This is a genomic window from Egbenema bharatensis FJBBOT/2019 (assembly GCF_048077055.1).
Classification (GTDB): domain Bacteria; phylum Cyanobacteriota; class Cyanobacteriia; order Elainellales; family Elainellaceae; genus Egbenema; species Egbenema bharatensis.
Window position 1 is genome coordinate 3989180 of the sequence record NZ_CP182236.1, and the last position, 16941, is coordinate 4006120.

Genomic DNA, 16941 nt, shown 5'->3' on the forward strand with positions numbered 1-16941 from the left:
ATTGATGTGAATTTTGAATGGATCGAGCAGTGAAGAAGAGTGAATATCGCTTACTTTCTCTTGGCAGTTTCAACGTTTGCAGTTTCAACGTTTATCGGCGTTTGTTCATCTCCAGTATTCATCCTTCCCGCGATCGATTACCAGAATCACCAGAATCACCAGCATCACCAGCATCACCAGTGCTCATTAAAGCTCCTTCGAGCTTTCCCTACTGCAACTCTCCATTCATCCAGTCCTCCATGCATTCAGTGCCCCATTTCCTTAGTCATGCACTAATTGCATACTCCCGATGCGGAAGCAACATAATTCATGAAGTTTTGTAACAGTCGTTACGAAATCGCCGGTTTGATTTCATTACCTTAATTCGTACGTTGCCTTAGTCCACACGTTTAGATAGGACATTCAGAACCGAATTCCAACGAGGACATACCCGTGACCAGTGTTATCAGCAACCAGTCCAGCAGTAAAAACAAATTTGAAAAATTCAAGGCCGAGAAAGACGGTTTGATGGTCAAAAATGAGCTCGATCGCTTTGCCCAAGTTGGCTGGGAAGCAATGGATGAAACCGATCGCGATCATCGGCTTAAGTGGGTCGGCGTATTCTTTCGGCCCGTCACTCCGGGTAAGTTCATGCTGCGGATGCGGATGCCCAGCGGCGTTCTGAATAGCCATCAGATGCGTGTACTGGCTGAGATCGTGCAGCGATACGGTGAAGATGGTAATGCCGATATCACCACGCGGCAAAATTTACAGCTTCGGGGCATTCGCATTGAAGATATTCCTGATATCTTCGATCGCCTCAAAGCGGCAGACATGACCAGTGTACAGTCCGGAATGGATAATGTTCGCAATATCACCGCCTCACCGATTGCCGGGCTAGATGCCGATGAGTTAATTGATGCGCGGGAACTGGTTCAGCAGGTGCAGGATATGATCACCAATAGCGGTGAAGGCAATCCTGAGTTTACGAATCTGCCTCGCAAGTTCAACATTGCGATCGAGGGAGGCCGCGATAATTCAGTTCACGCTGAAATTAATGATATTGCCTTTGTTCCGGCCTTTAAGGATGAAGTCCTGGGTTTCAACGTCCTGGTGGGCGGATTTTTCTCAGCCAAACGATGTGCCGCAGCGATCCCACTCAACGCCTGGGTTTCTCCTGAAGAGGTTGTGGCTCTGTGTCGCGCCATTTTAGAGGTCTACCGCGATCATGGGCTGCGGGCCAATCGCCAGAAAGCTCGGCTGATGTGGCTGATCGATGAATGGGGCATGGACAAGTTTCGGGCGGCAGTGGTCGAACAAATGGGCTGCACCTTGCAACCTGCGGCTCCTGAGGATGAGATTGATTGGGACAAGCGGGATCACATTGGTGTGTATCCCCAAAAGCAGGCAGGCTTGAACTATGTAGGATTACACGTTCCCATCGGGCGGCTGTATGCCCCGGATATGTTTGAAATTGCTCGACTGGCGGAGGTCTACGGTAATGGTGAAATTCGCCTGACGGTAGAACAAAACCTGATTATCCCTAACATCCCTGATTCTCGCCTGGATGCATTTCTTCAGGAACCGATTCTGGAGAAGTTTTCGATCGCCCCGACACCGCTAGTTCGATCGCTGGTTTCCTGTACCGGATCACAGTTTTGCAACTTTGCTTTGATTGAGACTAAGAATCGGGCTCTGTCCTTAATTAAAGAACTAGAAGCGGAATTGGAATTATCTCGACCGATCCGGGTGCATTGGACGGGATGCCCCAACTCCTGCGGACAGCCCCAAGTAGCAGATATTGGCCTGATGGGAACCAAGGTGCGCAAGGACGGTAAGGCGGCCGAGGGAGTTGATATCTACATGGGGGGCAAGGTGGGCAAAGATGCAGTCCTGGGTTCCTGTGTGCAGAAAGGGATTGCTTGTGATGATCTCAAGCCCGTTCTGCGAGAGTTAATGATTGCACACTTTGATGCCAAACCCAAGGAGGAAACGATGGTTTGAGCGTAAGTGAATGGTTTCATCCCTTCACGCAATCCTTGCGTTCGAGTGCGACCTCACAGTTTTGATTATTTTCCACATCTTCCAAACATCCATTCGTAATCTGGGTAAACGGCAATGACAAGACTTTTCAGACGACAATTTCTGATCACCGCTGGTGCAGCCACCGCAGCATCGCTTCTGGCTCACGGATGCGCAAATTCTTCCACTTCTGGATCAGCCGATGTTGAGGCGGTGGAACTCTCTCCGGATGAAGTGCCTGAAGTCACGACGGCAAAGCTGGGATTTATCGCCCTCACGGACTCCGCTCCTTTGATTATTGCTAAGGAAAAGGGATTCTTTGCCAAGTACGGGATGCCCGATGTGGAAGTGGCAAAGCAGGCTTCCTGGGGCACGACGCGCGATAACCTGGTGTTGGGTTCAGGGGGCGGCGGGATTGACGGAGCCCACATTCTCACGCCCATGCCCTATCTGATGACGACAGGTGCAGTCACCGACGGACGTGAAGTGCCGATGTACATTCTGGCTCGCCTGAATGTGAATGGACAGGGGATTTCCGTTGCCAACGCCCACAAAGAGTTGGATGTACAGCTCGACAGTACCGCATGGATGACGAATGTGCAGCAGGCCAAGTCCACGGGCGATCGCCTCGTCTGTGCGGTCACTTTCCCTGGTGGCACCCATGATTTGTGGATGCGCTACTGGTTGGCTGCGGGTGGAATCGATCCGGATAACGATGTCAGCACGATCGTGGTGCCGCCGCCGCAGATGGTGGCCAACATGCGGACGGGAACGGTGGATGCTTTCTGCGTGGGTGAACCTTGGAACGCGCAGTTGATTAACCAGGATATCGGCTACTCTGCCCTGACGACGGGACAACTCTGGAATAACCACCCTGAGAAAGCACTGTCCATGCGGGCAGATTGGGTTGATGCCCACCCGAATGCAGCCCTGGCCATTCTCAAAGCAGTACAGGAAGCGCAAATCTGGTGCGATGCAGCTGAAAACAAGGACGAAATGGCGCAAATCGTTTCGGGACGGAACTGGTTTAATGTGCCTGCCACCGACATTGCTGACCGCGCCAAGGGTACGTTTGACTTTGGAGACGATCGCGTTGAAGAAAACAGCGAACACGTGATGAAGTTCTGGGTGGAGGATGCCTCCTATCCCTTCAAGAGTCATGACCTGTGGTTCCTGACGGAAGACATTCGCTGGGGATATTTGCCGCCGGATACTGATATTCAGGCATTGGTCGATCGGGTGAACCGGGAAGACCTCTGGCAAGAAGCAGCAAGGGCGATCGGACAGGAATCCGCCATTCCCAGCAGCACCTCTCGCGGCATTGAAACCTTCTTTGATGGCACTCAGTTTGATCCAGAGAATCCCCAAGCCTACTTAGACAGTCTGGCTATTAAGCGAATTTAAGTTTGCGTTAACCAACGCGGCTCCTCAAGAGATTCACCTGGTTCGTCATCCGTAGTTCGCAATACTTGATCCGCACTACTCTCCTCCAGTAATTCGCAGGACACTCATCACAAGGACATTCACATGACTGTGCAGGTAACCCAACGTTCTCGTTTCAATTCCCAGGCTATTACCACCTATCTCAAAACTCTGATTCCACCTGTCATTGCGATCGCCGTCTTCCTGGTGTTATGGCAAGTGTTAACCATGACGACTGGAACGCTGCTCCCCAGTCCGGTGCGAACGGTTCAGGAAGCGGGAGATCTGATCTTCGATCCGTTCTTTGACAATGGTGGTACGGCAAAAGGGCTATTTTGGCAGGTGTTGACTAGCTTGCGTCGCGTGGCGATCGGCTTCACCCTGGCAGCCATTGTGGGCGTTGCGGTGGGCGTGTTGATTGGCACCAGCCAGCTCATGTTCCGGGCCCTTGACCCAATCTTTCAGGTATTGCGAACCGTTCCTCCCCTGGCCTGGTTGCCCCTTTCCCTGGCGGCCTTCCAGCAGGCAAACCCCTCCGCCATCTTCGTGATTTTCATTACTGCCATCTGGCCGATTATCCTGAACACTGCTGAAGGCGTGCGCCGCATTCCCCAGGATTACAACAACGTGGCCCGCGTCCTGAAGCTTTCCAAGCAAAAGTACTTCTTCAAAATTTTGTTCCCCGCAACGGTTCCCTACATCTTCACTGGATTACGGATTGGCATTGGCTTGTCCTGGTTGGCGATCGTGGCGGCAGAGATGTTGATTGGTGGTGTGGGCATTGGCTTCTTCATCTGGGATGCCTGGAATAGTTCCCGCGTCAGCGACATTATCGTGGCGATCGTCTATGTCGGCATTGTGGGTCTTTTGCTCGATCGCCTCGTTGCTTACATTGGCAGCAAAGTTGTGCCTGAAGAGCAGAAAGTTGGATAGGTAGAGTCAAGGATAGGGGATGAAAGCAGGGAACCGCGAGATCGAACGCGCTCAAGGCAGATCCTCTCACGTCAATTCCATCTGACTTTTATCCTCCGTCCTTTTTTTATCCTTCATCTTCCTCAATCCTTAGCAAACCTATTTCTCTCCTCCTGCCATGTCTGTCTTTGTTGAAGTTGACCACGTCGATCGCGTTTTTTCCCTCCCCGATGGCGGGCAGTACGTTGCCCTGAAGAACATTGACCTGAAGATTCAAAAGGGAGAATTCGTCTCCCTGGTGGGTCACTCGGGCTGCGGTAAGTCTACCCTGCTGAATATCCTGTCTGGACTCGATCGCCCCACGACTGGCGGCGTGATCCTGGAGGGGCGCGAAGTCAAAGGCCCAGACCGATCGGATGGTAGTATTTCAAAATTACTCCCTCCTGCCCTGGTTAACGGTACGGGAAAACATTTCATTGGCCGTTGATGAAGTCCTGGGAACGACCCCTGAATCAGAACGAAAAGAGATCATTGAGCAGCACATCAACATGGTGGGATTACGCCATGCTGCGGATAAGCTACCTGGACAAATTTCGGGCGGTATGAAACAGCGGGTGGCGATCGCGCGGGCCCAGCGATTCGTCCCAAGTTGTTATTGCTGGATGAACCCTTTGGGGCGCTGGATGCCCTGACGCGAGGCGGGTTGCAAGAACAACTGATGCGGATTTGTGAAGAGAGTCATGTCACCTGCGTGATGGTGACGCATGATGTGGATGAGGCCCTCCTGCTGTCCGATCGGATTGTCCTGCTGACAAACGGCCCCGAAGCTCACGTGGGTCAGATTGTGGATGTACCGTTCCCTCGCCCCCGACATCGGATGGAGGTGGTCAACCATCCCAACTACTACGGCCTGCGCGGTGAAATTGTCTACTTCCTGAATCAGCAGAAGCGGGCCAAGAAGCGGAAGGCAGACCCCGTGGTGGCGGTGGCTCGCAATGGACTGGAAAAGGTCAACCTCGATTTGGGCTTTATCCCCCTGACCGACTGTGCGCCCTTAGTCATTGCCAAGGAAAAGGGCTTCTTTGAGCAGCATGGACTGACGGATGTGACGCTGAACCGGGAGCCAAGCTGGAAGGCGATCGCTGAAGGGGTATCCAGCAAGCGGTTAGATGGAGCGGTGATGCTGGCAGGTTTGCCGATCGGCTTGACGCTGGGAATGGGAAATCAGCCTCCCCTGCCGATGGTCAGTTCGATCGTCTTGAGCCGCAATGGGAACGCCATTACCTTCAGCAAGCAACTGTACGATGAAGGGGTACGCAACCTGGCGGACTTCAAGGGATTGATTGCTCGGACACCAGACAAGATTCATACGCTGGGCATGGTGCATCCTGCATCCATGCATAACCTGATGTTGCGCTACTGGCTGGCTTCGGGCGATATTGATCCCGATCGAGATGTCAGCCTGACCATGATTCCCCCTGCCCAGATGGTGTCTAATTTGAAGGCAGGCAACATTGATGGGTATTGTGTCGGTGAACCCTGGAACTCGCGGGCGATCCATGAAGGACTGGGCTTTGTGGTTGCTACCGACATGGATTTGTGGCAGGGTCACGTTGAGAAAGTATTAGGGGTTCGGGAAGACTGGGCGAATCAGTATCCCCAGACCCACCTTGCCCTGATCAAAGCCCTGCTGGAAGCCTGCGAATTCTGCGACGATCGCCGCAACCGGGAAGAAGTCCTGGAAATCCTCTGTCGTCCAGAGTATGTAGGTTCAGACCCAATCTATACCCGTCCAGGACTGATTGATCCCTACGAATTTGGCGGTGGTGTCGCTCCCCAGCAATTACTGCGGTTTAACCAGTTCTACGTCGATCACACCAACTGTCCGAATCGGAGTGAATCCCTGTGGATTATGACCCAGTTTGCGCGATGGGGCATTACGGCATTTCCCAAGAACTGGATCGAAGTGCTGGAGCGGGTCAATCGGTTGGATCTTTACTGGGAAGCGACGCGCCAACTGGGAATGCCCCAAATTGAACCCAGTCGCCATCCCTTTGCCCTATTTGATGGGGTGACGTTTGATCCCGATGAGCCGATCGAGTATCTCAACAGCCTGCCAATTCGCCGCGACATCCAGATTGCCGAAATTTCCCTGGATGCCCTGATCGCTGCTTAGTTGCTTGATCCTGGGCGGAAGCAATTCTGCCCCCTGCAACGCCACGGTTTTTCCTGATTACCCTACCTAGTTCCAACTCCAACCCACTGGTATCTTCATGCAAATGCTTAACGAAGCAGTCCTTTCTGCCCAATCCACCATTACACAGGATCCGTATCTTGTGATTGAGAATGTCTCTAAGGTTTACCCTACGCCAACCGGAAGCTACACCGTGTTGGAAAACATTAACCTGACCGTTCAAGAAGGTGAGTTTATCTGCGTGATTGGTCACTCTGGCTGCGGTAAATCCACCCTGTTAGATATGGTGGCCGGTTTTCGGAAACCGACGGAGGGGGAAGTGCGGTTACAGGAACAGCCGATTCAGGAACCCGGGCCCGATCGCATGGTGGTGTTTCAAAATTATTCCCTCCTCCCCTGGATGACGGCCTTCGAGAATGTGTACCTGGGGGTGAATTCTGTTTATCCCGACAAGTCGCAAGCGGAAAAAGAAGCGATCGTCCACGAGCATCTGGCAATGGTCGGACTGACGGAAGCCGCAGACAAACAGCCCGGTGCGCTGTCTGGCGGGATGAAGCAGCGGGTATCGATCGCCAGGGCTTTGTCGTTACGCCCCAAGGTGTTGATTCTAGATGAACCGTTTGGAGCACTGGATCCCATTACCCGGGAAGAACTACAAGAAGAACTGCTGAAGATTTGGCGCGATCATCGCATTACCGTATTGATGATTACCCACGACATTGATGAAGCTCTATTCCTTGCCGATCGGGTGGTCATGATGACGAATGGGCCAGCGGCAAACATTGGTGAAGTGTTGGACATTCCATTTGATCGTCCCCGCGATCGATCGCGCGTGATGGAAGATCCCCGCTATTATGAAATTCGGAACTATGCCCTTGACTTCCTCTATCGTCGTTTTGCCCATGATGAGGAGTAAGTTGCGAAACAAGAACCATACAGATTATTGCAGTTGATGCATTTGTCCCTTCCATTCCTCCTTCCTCATGACTACACCCATCAAAACGCTTTGCCCTTATTGTGGTGTTGGCTGCGGCTTGGAAGTGTTGCCGGATAAGCCCTGTGGGTCTACTGATTCAGCGGTGGATCTAGACCCAATCCAAAATCCAGAATCCAAAAGCCAAAACTGGAAAGTGCGAGGCGATCGCTCCCATCCTTCTAGCAAGGGAATGGTTTGTGTGAAAGGGGCAACGGTGGCAGAGCCGCTCACTGCTGATCGGTTGCTCTATCCCATGCTGCGAGAGTCGTTGGATCAGCCCTTTCAGCGGGTCAGTTGGGATCAGGCGTTTGATCGCATCGTCTGGCAAATTCGATCAGCGGTGGCCAATCAAGGGGCGGATGCGGTGTGTCTGTACGGGTCTGGACAGTTTCAGACAGAGGATTACTACGTTGCCCAAAAGCTAATGAAGGGTGGCCTGGGCACGAACAACTTTGATGCCAATTCGCGTCTCTGCATGTCGTCTGCTGTAGCGGGCTATGTTCAGAGTTTGGGAGCCGATGGCCCACCCTGCTGCTATGACGATCTGGAGCAGACGGATTGTGCCTTTATCATTGGTTCCAACACGGCGGAGTGCCATCCAATTGCGTTCAATCGGTTGCGGAAATACCACAAGCAGAACAGTTCCGTGAAAATGATTGTGGTTGATCCCCGACGGACTCCCACCGCCGAAGCAGCTGATCTGCACTTGGCGATTAAGCCTGGAACGGATATTGATTTGCTGAATGGGATGGCGCATCTGCTGTTACAGTGGGGGGCGATCGATGCGCTATTTATTGATGAATGCACCACGGGATTTCCTGGCTACGCTGAGGTGGTGCGTCATTATCCTCCCGATGTGGTTGCCGATCGCTGTGGCATTTCGGTGGCAGATCTGGAAACGGCAGCCCGGTTCTGGCAAGAGTCGCAACGGATTCTTTCCCTCTGGTCAATGGGAATTAACCAATCCTCGGAGGGGACGGCTAAAGTCAGGGCCATCATCAATCTACATTTAATGACGGGCACGATCGGCAAACCCGGTTCTGGCCCATTTTCCCTCACTGGACAGCCCAATGCTATGGGCGGACGGGAAGCAGGCGGATTGGCACATTTACTACCCGGCTATCGATCGGTGAAAAATCCTCAGCATCGGGCAGAAGTCGAGCAAGCCTGGGGTTTGCCGTCTGGACGAATTTCCCCCCATCCCGGTCGATCGGCCTGGGAAATGATCACTGGAGTGGAAGCCGGAGCAGTGGAATTTCTCTGGATTGCCGCAACCAATCCAATGGTCAGTATGCCGGACTTAGAGCGCACCAGGCAGTCCCTCCGGCGATCGCCCTTCACGGTCTATCAGGATGTGTATCATCCCACTGAAACCGCTGCCTACGCCCACCTCCTCCTGCCCGCTGCCCAGTGGAGCGAAAAAACGGGTACCATGACCAACTCAGAGCGAGTGATCACCTACTGCCCTGCCTTCCGCCAACCGCCAGGGGAAGCCAAACCCGACTGGGAAATTTTTGCAGAAGTCGGTCGTCGGTTGGGCCATAGCGACCTGTTTCACTTTGCCGATGTCGCAGCCGTGCGATCGGAATTCGTCCAACTCACCCAGAACCGTCCCTGCGATCAAAGCGGCATCACCCACGCATCCTTACAGGCAAACGGCCCCCTCCAGTGGCCCTGTCCCGCCTCAGAGACTTTTCCCACTCCCTCCACTCCAGACACCCCACACCCCACACCCCACACCCCACACCCCACACCCCACTCCAAACGCCTCTACACCAACCACCATTTCCCCACCCCCGACGGACGGGCCCGGTTTGCGGCTTATCACTCTAAAGGACTGGCGGAACCTCCTGATCCCGACTATCCAATGGTGCTGACGACAGGGCGGCTGTATGGTCACTGGCATACGCAGTCACGAACCGGCAGAATTGACAAGATTCGCCAAATGCACCCGAATCCATTTATCGAAATTCATCCCCGTGATGCAGAACGTTTGGAGGTGCAGGAGGGAGATTGGGTTGAAGTTCGATCGCGGCGAGGGATGGCAAGATTTCCGGCAACGATCACCAAAGGTATTGCCCCTGGAACAGTATTTGTGCCGATGCACTGGGGCGAACTGTGGGCCAGTCAGGCTGAAGCCAACGCGCTGACCCACCCGATCGCCTGCCCCGATTCCCTGCAACCCGAACTGAAAGCTTGCGCCGTTCAACTGACGAAAATTAGCCCTCCGGGACAAATGACCCAATCTCAAGCGATCGATCGGCCGTCTCTGGATGAGCAGCCCGCAATGCAAAGTGTGAGCTAGGGCGAAGTCAGGTTCCATAGCAGTGGTGCACTCCTGCGGGTAGATTGGGTTTTCCGTGTCCTCCTTGACTAGGACGGGGAGGATGTCAAGTAAAAATTGTTCTCTTGAGCAATCCATCTCGCGGCAAATGTTGTGCCCCTACCGTTCCTCCCTTGCCCCATCTGCTCAATCTCGACGCTGCAAGGTACACTGTTGAAGTTGACAGATACAGCGCGTTACGAGAACAGTAGATACAGCACAAGGTTGAAACGGTGAGTATGGCGACGTTTTTATTGGAAGTTGGGACAGAGGAATTACCGGCAAGCTTTGTCAGTAGTGCGCTGGAGCAGTGGAGAACGCGCATTCCTGCCAGCCTGGCTGAAGCCTTTCTTTCCGTCGAAGCGGTTGAGCTATATGGAACGCCACGCCGTTTGGCGGTACTGATTGATGGACTGCCAGACAAACAGCCCGATCGCCAGGAAGAAATTAAGGGCCCTTCAGCCCAGGCTGCCTTCAAAAACGGGAAGCCCACCAAGGCAGCGGAAGGATTTGCCCGATCGCGGGGGGTTAGCCTAGAGGATTTTGAGATCCGCCCCACCGATAAAGGCGAGTTTGTCTTTGTGCAGCAGAACATTCCCGGTCGTCCCGTAACAGAGTTGCTGACGGAACTGGTGCCGCAGTGGATTTTTAGTCTGGAGGGTAAGCGGTTCATGCGCTGGGGCAATGGGGACTTGCGGTTTCCCCGACCGATTCGCTGGTTGGTGACGCTGCTAAATGATGCGGTGTTGCCCATGACGATCGAAAATGGCTCTGAAAAAATTACGAGCAATCGCTATACGCAGGCCCATCGAGTGCTTCATCCTGACCCGATCGCCATTCCCACCGCCTCGGATTATGTAGCTTGCCTGAAACAGGGGAACATTGAAGTTGATCCAGCCCAGCGACGGCAGCAGATTCAGACCCAGGCAGAGGCGATCGCCCAATCAGTTAATGGAGTGGCATCTATTTCTCCCAGCCTGTTAGAGGAAGTTACTGATTTAGTAGAATCGCCCAATGCTGTGATCGGTAAGTTTGACTCGGAATTTTTGGAGCTTCCCCCTGAGGTGATTATCACTGAAATGGAGAGCCATCAGCGGTACTTCCCGGTGTTAAAGGAAGCCAATTCAACGGAACTTTTACCCTATTTCATTACTATCTCCAACGGTGATCCGGCGAAGGCAAAGATTATTGCTGCCGGGAATGAGCGGGTGATTCGAGCGCGGCTGTCTGACGGGAAATATTTCTTTGATGTCGATCGCAAGCAAGGATTAGAAGATTACCTGCCCCGCCTGGAAACCGTCACCTTTCAGGAAGATCTGGGTTCGGTGCGGCAAAAGGCCGATCGCATTGTCAGCATTGCTAACCTGATCGCCGATCAACTCCAGGTGAATGAAGCCGATCGCACTACAATTCAACGGGCTGCTTTACTCTGTAAAGCTGATCTGGTGACGCAGATGGTGGGCGAGTTCCCGGAACTACAAGGGGTGATGGGAGAAAAGTACGCCCGTAGTGCGGGAGAATCTCCTGCGGTGGCCACTGCGATTTTTGAACATTATCTGCCACGCGGGGCCCATGACCAGTTTCCAGAGACTTTAGCCGGTCAGGTCGTGGGACTTGCCGATCGCCTGGATACGCTGGTGGGAATCTTTAGCCTGGGGATGTTGCCCTCTGGGTCTTCCGATCCCTTTGCCCTGCGCCGCGCTGCCAATGCGATCGTCAATATTACCTGGATTGCCAATCTGCCCTTGAATCTGGATGCCCTGTTGCAGCAAGTCGTTGCTGATTTTGTTGCTACCCATCCCAAGGTGAAAAATCCTGACCTGTTGGGACAACTCCAAGCCTTCTTCTTACAGCGGATTCGCACTCTGCTCCAGGAAGACCGGGAAATTGATTACGATCTGGTCAATGCGGTTCTGGGGGCAGAAACCGATGGAGCCTTGAGCGATCGAGAGTATGCAGAACGGGCGTTGCAGGACTTGCTGGATGTCCGCGATCGGGCGATTTTCCTCCAGTCGATTCGGGAAAATCAAACCCTGGATCGGATTTATGAAACAGTGAATCGATCGGCGCGGCTGGCAGCGCAGGGAAATCTGGAGACGGCTCCCTTAGATCCAGGATTGGTGATTGAACCTAATCTGTTTCAAAGTTCCTCAGAGCAAGCCTTCTACGATGCGCTGGTGCAAATCGTGCCTAAAACTCAGGCAGCTCAGGCTGAACGCAACTATCAAAAATTGGTGGATGCGCTGGCTGAGATTGCGCCCGTGGTCAGCGAGTTCTTTGATGGGAAAAATAGTGTTCTGGTCATGGATGAAGATCCAAAGATTCGGAAAAATCGACTCAATCTACTCGGACTGCTGCGAAACCATGCCCGCGTTCTGGCAGATTTTGGGGCGATCGTTAAAAGCTAGATTACACTGGGATACTGTCAGGAATGGACGGGCAAGATGCCCATCCCACAAAAGCTGGAGTTGATTGGTTGGATGGCAAGCTATTTCATAGATGGACGGGCAAGATGCTCATCCCACAAAGGCTGGAGTTGATTGGTTGTTCCTGACTTGGAAGGACAAAGGATATCATCCAAAATCTAAAATCCAAAATCTAAAATCCAAAATCTTTCAGTATGCCGAACGCTTACGTCATTGGTCTAGGAAAATCGGGGATTGCTGCGGCCCAACTCCTCCACCGTCAGGGATGGCAGGTGACAGTAAGCGATCGCGGCAGGTCAGAAGCTCTTCAGCAAATTCAGCAAACTCTTGCGGCAGAAGGGATTCAGGTGAAGCTGGGGCATACCCTGGAACCCAATCCTCAGGAAGTCCAGCGGATTGTTGTCAGTCCGGGCGTACCCTGGGATAGTCCTGCCCTGCGCAGAGCCAGAGAGCTAGGAATTGAAACGATCGGTGAAACCGAGCTAGCCTGGCAAACCCTTCAGCATCTCCCCTGGGTGGGTATCACTGGCACCAACGGTAAAACCACCACCACCGCTCTAATCGCCGCCATTTTCCAAACCGCTGGACTTCAGGCCCCCGCCTGTGGCAACATCGGCCATGCCGTCTGTGACCTCGCCCTCCAAACCCTCCCTCCTTCCTCCATTCCTCCTCAGTCCACTGCTTCGCAGAAGCAAGCTACAGTCCTCTCTCCCCCTCCCCCGACTGGATTATCGCCGAACTCAGCAGCTACCAGATCGAAGCGTCCCCCACGATCGCCCCGAAAATCGCCGTCTGGACAACCTTTACCCCCGATCACCTCAGCCGCCACTACACGCTAGAAAACTACTACAACATCAAGGCATACCTGTTAAAGCAGGCTCAGTATCAGGTGATGAACGGGGATGATCCCTACCTGCGGCAAACCATCGATCGCTGGCCCGATGCCTACTGGACGAGTGTGACGGGTCAAGCCAACTTGCCAGGAAAACCAGAACGGGGAGCATACATCGAAAACGGGTGGGCGGTCTTTCAGGATGAGGCGATCGTTCCAGTCTCAGACTTACGGATGGTGGGGGCCCACAACCAGCAGAATCTATTAATGGCCGTGTTGGTGGCACGACTGGCAAGGATTGAGAAAGCGGCGATCGCGGAAGCTATCCGCACCTTCCCTGGGGTTCCCCATCGACTGGAGCACATCTGCACCTGGAACGGCATTGACTTCATCAACGACAGTAAAGCCACCAATTACGATGCGGCGCAGGTGGGCTTATCTTCTGTAGAGGCTCCTGTAATTTTGATTGCGGGAGGAGATGCCAAAGCGGGGGATGATTCTGCCTGGATTGAAACGATTCACGCCAGGGCAGTGAAGGTATTGCTGATCGGCGATGCTGCTCTGAAGTTTGCCCAACGATTGCAGGAATCGGGTTATACCGATACGGAAATTGTCGAAACGATGGATCGCGCCATCACCAGAGCGGCAGAATGGCAATCCACGCTGAATCCCAAAGTCGTTCTCCTCTCGCCAGCCTGCGCCAGCTTTGATCAATACGCCAACTTCGAGCAGCGGGGTGATCATTTTCGGCAGCTTTGCCAGGAGCTTTTGTCATAGGGTTGGGCTATCCTACCCGCTCCAATACCGACTTATCTCTTTAGTACGAAGAAGAGAGACGGACATTCAAGCTATGGTCAATACACTGATGAGCCGATCGAGACGAATCAGATATTGACCTTTTAGGGTGAATGAAGGCGGAAATTGACACGAACAGGAGATAGCCATAATGCGTTATTTAGTGATTATTGGATTGATGTTTTGCTTTTTACTGACGGGATGCGAATACTTTATCCCTCATACCAGTAAGGCCCTGTCTGACAGCAGCCAATTAGAAGAACTGCGGAAACAAACCAGACAAATTGAAAAGCAAACGGAAGCCTTAGAAGAACTGGCAGACTCCGCTGAAAAGTTAGCTGCCCCTCGTATCCAGGCGCGATAGAAGATCAAACTGCAAGGGCATACGCACCACTTTTGTAAAAGGATGAAGCAAAATTCGATACATCGGGTCGAGTCAACCATAGCATAGGCATTCGGGAGCATCCATTGAGGCAAATAGACTCATTTCCGTCGCACAGGCATCTTGCCTGCCGGTGAACGATTTGTCATGCAAATGCAAAACTGGGATACACCCCAGGCATCTTGCCTGCGTAGACTGGCAGCCGAAAGGACTGACCTACGGTTTTTCTTGACCCTTTATGAATAGCACTAACAAAGAATCTACCTTTCGTGTCATGTAATTTTGCTGAGTAAAGCTCAAAATAGCTCTGAATTGCTAATCATCACGAGTTGTACTGATCATGGCATTGAAACTGAACGTTCCAACCCTGGATAGCCCAAAAGCGGCAGAAGAACTGAAAAAGGTTTTGCTAACCTCTGAACCCGATGCGCAAATTGATGTGAATGCGGAAACGAAAATTGTAACGGTTGAGTCCGAAGCCTCCGAAGAAACCTTTAAGCAATTAATTACAGCTTCAGGTCACAAGATTGGTTAAAACCAGGGCTACAACCGGAGCGATCGCCCATTCTGGAAGCATGGCTGGGTTTCTTACGGATGTCGTCTGGTAGTAAAGTCGGCAGAGGATGGTGTTGATTTGAAACTGGACTCAGAACCAGTCGGTGCTTGTCCTGCGATTGCTCATCTCAAGATCATCTAAGCTCCGTTTAGCCGATCGCAGAATGTTCGCAGATGAATCACAGTCTACATTCATTAGAGCTGAATCTGGACTACCCTGGTCATCCACGAAATCTTGTCTAAACTGTTGTCCCAAACTGAGAAAATAATGGAAATTTTAGTTGTCTACTATTCGATGTATGGTCATACACTGCAATTGGCACAAGCCGTTGCGGAAGGAGCTAGCAAAGTTTCTGGTGTGAATGCTAAACTTTGCCGCGTTCAAGAATTTGAAGTGGTAGATAAAGTTATCGATGAAAATGAAGCCGCTCGTCAGGTGCGAGAGCAGCAAAAGGATATTCCCGTTTGCACATTGGATGATTTGCGATCGGCGGATGGCGTGATTTTTGGTTCTCCCACTCGTTACGGCAATATGACTGCGCAGATGAAGCAGTTGATTGATTCCACTGCCAGTATCTGGTTAAAAGGTGAGATGGAGGGCAAACCTGCGGGCGTTTTTACGTCTACCGCTTCAACCCACGGCGGACAGGAAACGACACTGCTAACCATGATGGTGCCCTTACTTCACCTGGGAATGTTAATTGTGGGAACGCCCTACTCCATCCCTGGGTTGAATCATACTGAAGCGCGCGGCGGTACTCCCTATGGCGCAACCACGATCGCAGGGGGTAAGGGAGAATTGTCGCCCGCACCTGAGGATTTAGACATTGCCCGAGCCCTTGGACAGCGAGTTGCAGAGGTGGCAACCAAAGTTCGTTAATATGCCGCAGTTAGGAATGCGAACTGAATAATTTGGAATTCTTGTGGGGTGAGCATCTTGCCCGCCCTGTCAGCAAAGAAGAACGCTGTACAGATGATTCAATTCATGATCCTTAATATGTCGCAGTTAGTACGTTGCAGCGAATTTGCTTTGTAGGTAAGCATCATAGCGAATTGGTGAGTAGCGGGGTCGATCCGCAGCACAGCACGTTTCCAAACAGGTGATCATGACCTCCGGATTGGGATCACAGAATAGGGCCGCTGAATAGCGCGATCGTTCTCTGGTGACTCCCACGGGGTTGACGACTCGATGGGCAGTGGAACGTAGCTGATCATTCGTCCATCGCTGCATCGCATCCCCAATGTTGACCAGTACCGTCTGGGGAATGGTTGGAGCCGCGATCCATTCTTTTCCTGTCCAGATTTCCAACCCACCCACGTCATCTTGAAAGAGCAGGGTAATGCTGCCGTAATCTGTGTGTTCCCCCGCCCGAATTTGCTGTGCCGCGATCGATTCATCCAAGGGCGGATAGTGTAGCAGTCGCAAAAACAAATTTTGCCCATGCTGATTGGTAAAGAAGAATTCTGGTAGATCAAAGGCTAATGCAAAAGCTTTTAGGACTGCAAAGGCTAACTGCGTTGTGTCTCGATAAAAGCTAGAAACGACCTGCTGAAACTCCGATTGCCCTGGCAGCCAGGTTGATTGCAGTCCCACATTGAGTGCTTCTTTCCAATCGCCCGGACGCTCCGGGTTCAGCCGCTCTCCTGCCACGGGAACATACCCGCAATTGGTTTCCGGCGATCGCATCAGTTGCGCTTTTACAGACTCCGGCAAACTGAAAAAGCCCTGCATTTGCTCAAACAGTTGTTCCATCTGAGCGGACGGTAAATTATGTTGCAAGTAGACAAAGCCAGACTGCTGACAGGCCTGGTAGAGCTGCTTTGCCACCGTAGTTTGAACCGCTCGATCGCCCTGAAGGAATGGGCGAAAGTCAATGACTGGAATGGTTTCTGGAATGGGTTGGCGATCGGTTTGATTCATTTGAAACGTTTTGCAATCACTAAAGCAGGACGATATCCCGGTTCAAAACCGACTGGATTGGGGAGGTTCGCCCACCAGATTTCTCCCCGGTACACTACCCATCCTCAAGTTATACCCTGGTTATATTCAGATTATATTCAGACAACAAGCGCAACTAACCTCAGGGCAGGGCGATCGGATATACAGAGGTGTGGGTTCATCT

General features: G+C 52.4%; 10 protein-coding genes and 3 pseudogenes. 11 read left to right on the forward strand and 2 right to left on the reverse strand.

Annotation, left to right across the window (positions count from 1 at the left end; all coding sequences use genetic code 11):
* The first annotated feature begins 432 nt into the window (after positions 1-432).
* The 11 genes and pseudogenes from ACM1PF_RS18495 to wrbA all read left to right on the forward strand — a co-directional run bounded on the left by ACM1PF_RS18495 (position 433) and on the right by wrbA (position 15698).
* Positions 433-1983: a ferredoxin--nitrite reductase gene (locus ACM1PF_RS18495; protein WP_416666076.1), complete on the forward strand. Its 1551-nt coding sequence runs from the start codon at positions 433-435 to the stop codon at positions 1981-1983.
* Between the two features lie 114 nt (positions 1984-2097).
* Positions 2098-3405 (forward strand): CmpA/NrtA family ABC transporter substrate-binding protein, encoded by a 1308-nt coding sequence (locus ACM1PF_RS18500; protein WP_416666078.1) that lies wholly within the window; start codon positions 2098-2100, stop codon positions 3403-3405.
* A gap of 123 nt (positions 3406-3528) precedes the next feature.
* The gene (gene ntrB / locus ACM1PF_RS18505) at positions 3529-4356 is read left to right on the forward strand and encodes a nitrate ABC transporter permease (protein WP_416666080.1); all 828 of its coding nucleotides are present in this window, start codon (positions 3529-3531) and stop codon (positions 4354-4356) included.
* Positions 4357-4513: 157 nt separating this feature from the next.
* A pseudogene (locus ACM1PF_RS18510) lies at positions 4514-6511 on the forward strand (nitrate ABC transporter ATP-binding protein).
* Between the two features lie 97 nt (positions 6512-6608).
* Positions 6609-7445, forward strand: coding sequence for a nitrate ABC transporter ATP-binding protein (locus ACM1PF_RS18515; protein WP_416666081.1), 837 nt, complete (start codon positions 6609-6611; stop codon positions 7443-7445).
* Positions 7446-7512: 67 nt separating this feature from the next.
* Positions 7513-9810, forward strand: a complete 2298-nt coding sequence (locus tag ACM1PF_RS18520) for a molybdopterin oxidoreductase family protein (protein WP_416666083.1) — start codon at positions 7513-7515, stop codon at positions 9808-9810.
* Between the two features lie 257 nt (positions 9811-10067).
* Complete coding sequence (gene glyS / locus ACM1PF_RS18525) at positions 10068-12236, forward strand: glycine--tRNA ligase subunit beta (RefSeq protein ID WP_416666084.1); 2169 nt, start codon at positions 10068-10070, stop codon at positions 12234-12236.
* Between the two features lie 212 nt (positions 12237-12448).
* Positions 12449-13863 (forward strand): annotated as a pseudogene (murD, locus tag ACM1PF_RS18530) (UDP-N-acetylmuramoyl-L-alanine--D-glutamate ligase).
* Between the two features lie 169 nt (positions 13864-14032).
* Positions 14033-14245 carry a hypothetical protein gene (locus tag ACM1PF_RS18535; protein ID WP_416666086.1) on the forward strand — a complete coding sequence of 71 codons (213 nt, stop codon included), beginning with the start codon at positions 14033-14035 and terminating at the stop codon, positions 14243-14245.
* Positions 14246-14603: 358 nt separating this feature from the next.
* The gene (locus ACM1PF_RS18540) at positions 14604-14798 is read left to right on the forward strand and encodes a heavy metal transport/detoxification protein (protein ID WP_416666087.1); all 195 of its coding nucleotides are present in this window, start codon (positions 14604-14606) and stop codon (positions 14796-14798) included.
* Between the two features lie 288 nt (positions 14799-15086).
* Positions 15087-15698 carry an NAD(P)H:quinone oxidoreductase gene (wrbA, locus tag ACM1PF_RS18545; RefSeq protein WP_416666089.1) on the forward strand — a complete coding sequence of 204 codons (612 nt, stop codon included), beginning with the start codon at positions 15087-15089 and terminating at the stop codon, positions 15696-15698.
* 126 nt (positions 15699-15824) lie between these two features.
* On the opposite strand, the gene ACM1PF_RS18550 is transcribed toward wrbA, so the two are convergent.
* Complete coding sequence (locus ACM1PF_RS18550) at positions 15825-16739, reverse strand: isopenicillin N synthase family dioxygenase (RefSeq protein ID WP_416666091.1); 915 nt, start codon at positions 16737-16739, stop codon at positions 15825-15827.
* A 14-nt stretch (positions 16740-16753) separates the two neighbouring features.
* Positions 16754-16834 (reverse strand): annotated as a pseudogene (locus tag ACM1PF_RS18555) (type II toxin-antitoxin system PemK/MazF family toxin); the annotation flags it as partial.
* Between the last annotated feature and the right edge of the window lie 107 nt (positions 16835-16941).

What these genes read in the sequence shown, in the direction of transcription:
- ACM1PF_RS18520 (WP_416666083.1), top strand. Translation starts at nt 7,513, where the DNA reads ATGACTACACCCATCAAAACGCTTTGCCCTTATTGTGGTGTTGGCTGC.
- wrbA (WP_416666089.1), top strand. Translation starts at nt 15,087, where the DNA reads ATGGAAATTTTAGTTGTCTACTATTCGATGTATGGTCATACACTGCAA.
- ACM1PF_RS18540 (WP_416666087.1), top strand. Translation starts at nt 14,604, where the DNA reads ATGGCATTGAAACTGAACGTTCCAACCCTGGATAGCCCAAAAGCGGCA.
- ACM1PF_RS18500 (WP_416666078.1), top strand. Translation starts at nt 2,098, where the DNA reads ATGACAAGACTTTTCAGACGACAATTTCTGATCACCGCTGGTGCAGCC.
- ntrB (WP_416666080.1), top strand. Translation starts at nt 3,529, where the DNA reads ATGACTGTGCAGGTAACCCAACGTTCTCGTTTCAATTCCCAGGCTATT.
- ACM1PF_RS18550 (WP_416666091.1), bottom strand. Translation starts at nt 16,739, where the DNA reads ATGAATCAAACCGATCGCCAACCCATTCCAGAAACCATTCCAGTCATT.
- ACM1PF_RS18515 (WP_416666081.1), top strand. Translation starts at nt 6,609, where the DNA reads ATGCAAATGCTTAACGAAGCAGTCCTTTCTGCCCAATCCACCATTACA.
- glyS (WP_416666084.1), top strand. Translation starts at nt 10,068, where the DNA reads ATGGCGACGTTTTTATTGGAAGTTGGGACAGAGGAATTACCGGCAAGC.
- ACM1PF_RS18535 (WP_416666086.1), top strand. Translation starts at nt 14,033, where the DNA reads ATGCGTTATTTAGTGATTATTGGATTGATGTTTTGCTTTTTACTGACG.